Origin of the sequence: Sulfurivirga sp., from assembly GCF_015490265.1 — a bacterium.
Lineage (GTDB): Bacteria > Pseudomonadota > Gammaproteobacteria > Thiomicrospirales > Thiomicrospiraceae > Sulfurivirga.
The window spans coordinates 1-3,384 of sequence record NZ_WFYD01000119.1 but is presented as its reverse complement, the minus strand read 5'-3'; the positions used below and the strand labels follow the sequence as shown (position 1 = coordinate 3,384).

Annotated in this window: 3 protein-coding genes; all 3 read right to left on the bottom strand. The window is 66.1% G+C overall.

Annotation, left to right across the window (positions count from 1 at the left end):
* Positions 1-824, bottom strand: an 824-nt coding sequence (folE2, locus tag F8K16_RS07735) for a GTP cyclohydrolase FolE2 (protein ID WP_294948996.1), incomplete at its 3' end; no start/stop codon positions are given.
* A gap of 547 nt (positions 825-1,371) precedes the next feature.
* The gene (locus tag F8K16_RS07730; protein WP_294948993.1) at positions 1,372-2,583 is read right to left on the bottom strand and encodes a methyl-accepting chemotaxis protein; all 1,212 of its coding nucleotides are present in this window, start codon (positions 2,581-2,583) and stop codon (positions 1,372-1,374) included.
* Positions 2,580-3,384, bottom strand: an 805-nt coding sequence (locus tag F8K16_RS07725) for a GTP-binding protein (RefSeq protein ID WP_294948991.1), incomplete at its 5' end; no start/stop codon positions are given. The genes F8K16_RS07725 and F8K16_RS07730, both read right to left, overlap by 4 nt.

The following is a 3,384-nucleotide window of genomic DNA, read 5'->3' as shown; positions in this document are numbered from 1 at the left end:
TGTTCTTCCGCGGCGTTGAGGGCCTGTTGCAGGCGGCGGGCGGCGTCCTCGCAGAACATGAGGTTGGCGGCGTTGAGGCGGGCGAACTCCTGCTCGTCCTCCCGCTTGACGGCGGCCTGCACCGGTGTCTGCAGGGCGCCTTCGATCAGGCTGATCAGGGCGGAGATGTCCAGCTCCGCTTCCGGCTGCAGACGCACGCGCACCTGGGCGATGGAGCGCTGGCTGTGGGGCGTGGCGTTGACGCCCTCCGGCGTGGCCAGCCAGGCCAGCGCTTCTTCCACGGAGATCTGTGTCTGCCCGGCGAAGCGCTCGGCAAAGGCCTGTTGGATCAGCTGGCGCGACAGGGCGGCGGAGCAGGGGCAGGTGGAGGAGTAGGGCACTTCCACGCCCAGCTCGCAGGCGAACGCGCCCCGGCGCAGTTGGGCGCGCACCTCCACCGGATAGTGCTTCCAGCCGCTGTTGTCGCTCAGCAGCGAGGGACGGCGCTCGTAGTAGTCGAAGCGGAAGGCCACATGGGCGCTGTCGCTCAGGCCGTCGTGGGAGCTGATGAAATCCTCCAGCAACTGCCGCAGGCCGGTCACGGAAAGCGGCGCCTCATTGGAGAAGGCGTCCATGCGCAGATAGAGGCGCGACATGTGAATGCCCTTGCTGGCGGGGTCGGTCAGGTTGACGAAGGCGTCGGCCAGCGTGGGTACCCGCACCGTCTCGCCGTTGCCATCCCGCACGAGGATGGGCAGTTCGATCTGGCTCATGCCGACCCAGTTGAGCTTGCCCTGTGCGGCGGCCCGGGTCTCGCAGGCGATATCCGGCAGTGTCTGGTTCATCCGTGATTGATCTTGACTAAAAATGGGCCACATATCATAGCAAATGGCCTAAAACCCTGCAGGAACCCGGCGCGCGCCGAGCGCGTTCGGCGGGCATTCCGTAAAAATGGGGGAGACCCCGTCATCCCACGCCTTGAATGCGCCTAAAGCCGCCGTGGTGCCCTGTTGCGATGGCCAGAGCCCTGTGCGGTACGCCGCGCTTTGGGCGGCAGACTGCAAAATTGGGGGAGACCCCGTCCTTCGGAGCTGTTCGGACGGTTTTTCCATGCATTTTCCGCGGTGCGGCGAGCCGGCTTGAAGCCGACCCTGCAAAACTGGGGGAGACCCCGTGTTACATGGTGTGGACGGGCCGTTCGGGTGCTGCGCGCTTCGGGGTGGAGAGGTCGGGCGTTTGGCAAGGGCGGGCACGGCGCTGCGGAGGGTGTGTGCGTTCTCATGTGCCTTGAGGGCGCCTCGGGTGCCGGATGGATGTTTTGCCCGCCTGCCGACGAGGCGGCTGGGCCTGCCGTGATGGGGCCTGCCGCCCGGTTCCAGCGACGAAAGGTGTTCAGGTGCGGAAGCTGCCCACCAGTTCCTGCAGGGTGTCCACCTGTCGGGTCAGTTCGTGACTGCTTTCTGTCAGGGCGCTGGCGGCCTGGTCGATCTCCTCGAAGGCACGGGTGATGCTCTCGCTCAGGCCGGCCACTGTCTGCACGGAGGCCTGCTGCTGGCGGGCCGTGTCCCGGATGGCATGGTTGAGCTGGCGCAGGGTGTCGATGTCCCGGGTGATCTTTTCAATGTCGCGCAGCGCCTCGGTGGTCCGCTCCGTGCTCACGGTGACCTGCTCGGTGGCGCTGGCGGCCAGGCTGGCGGTGCCCTTGGCCTCATTTTCCAGCGTCACCAGCAGGTCGTGGGTCTGGTCCACCGCCTTCTGGGTGTGGCCGGCCAGTTTGCGCACCTCATCGGCCACCACGGCGAAGCCGCGGCCGTGTTCGCCGGCGGCGGCCGCCTCGATGGCGGCGTTGAGGGCCAGCAGATTGGTCTGATCGGCGATGTCGCGGATGGTGTCGAGAATCTGGTTGACCCGGTCGGTGGAGTGCACCAGACGGTCAAGACGCTCAATGACCTCGCGGTTGCGATCGGCCATGGTCTGCACCGCCTGCTGGGAGGCGCGTACCTTTTCCTGACCTGCCTGCGCCTGCTCGGCCATTTCGTCCACTGCGCGGGAGGCGGTGTCGGCATGGCGGGCCACATCTTCGGCACCGGTGGCGATGAGGTGCATGTTCTCGTTGAGCCGTTGGGCGTTGCCCTTCTGTTCGTGCACGTGACTGCAGGAGGTGTCCGCCGTCTGGCCCAGCGTGCGGGCGATGGCGGTGAGCCGCTGGCTGTCCTCGGTCAGTTGCAGCACGATCTGACGCAGGTTGGCCGTCATGGTGTTGATGCTGTGGATGATGTCGCCGATCATGTCGGCGCTGGTCATGGAGCACTGGAAGCTGACATCCTTCTGACTGACGCGGTTGGCCACCTCGGCGATGCGCCGGAGCTTGCTGAGCAGGATCCACTTGAGCAGCCAGTAGTTGACCAGCCCCACCATGGCGCCGGCCATGAGCGCACCGGCCACGAACCACGGCAGCATGCCCGGCTTCCACTCCACGAAGAAACTGGAATAGACCGGAAAGATCATGCCCATGGCCAGACCGAAGGCCATGAAGGAGAGGTTGAGCCGCCGCAGGATGCTGGGGCCCTTGCGGGAGGGGGTGTGGTTGTCCGTTGAGCTCATAGCGGTTTCAACCTCGCAGTTCCATTCAACGCCGCTTCAAAGGCGGCAATATCCTGCCGCCGGTCTGCCGGCCAGAAGACGAGCAGGCGGCTGTCGGTTCGCCAGGCGTAGTCTTCCAGCGTCAGCCGGTCATCCGTCCACTGCAGCAGTTGCCAGTGGCGTCCTGTGCGCAGCAGGCCCTTGGCGTGCAGTGGCGGTGTCTGCTCGAACAGCGTCCTGAGCGTGGGCCGGCTGAAGACGGTGTCCGCGCTGAAGCGGTAGCCGACAGACAGCAGCCCGTCCTCTTCCAGCCGCCATGCCTCCAGCAGACCGGTCAGCGCCGCGTCGTGGGGCGCCGGCGACCGCGTGACGTGGCCTTCTGTGGCCGGCCACAGTTTCAGGGGCCGGTGGGGAGTTGCCAGTGCCTCTTCCAGCATCAGGCTGCTCCGAGTCGTCTCCACCACCTCCGGCGGCTGGGGTAGTGCTTCAAGCAAGTCATGGGCCAGTTTTCTATCCTGATCGGTGGAAAGATCGATCTTGTTCAATACGAGCAGGTCGGCCAGGGTGACGATCTTGCGCAGCAGTTCGGATTTCCGCCAGCGTTCGGGCGTCAGTTGAGCGGGCGTGACCAGGCTGATGACCTTGAACAGCCGCATGCCCGGGGCGTGGCGCAGGGCGTCGATGAGCGTGTCCGGATGGCCGAGGCCGGTGGGCTCGATGAGAATGCGCGTCGGATCGTGCCGGCGCAGCTGCTGCAGCGCCTGACGCAGGCCGGCGTGGGCGCTGCAGCACAGGCAGCCGCCGGCGACTTCCACCACCTGG

Bases quoted from the DNA above. Each gene is read 5' to 3' on its own strand.
- F8K16_RS07730 (WP_294948993.1), bottom strand. From the start codon at position 2,583: ATGAGCTCAACGGACAACCACACCCCCTCCCGCAAGGGCCCCAGCATC.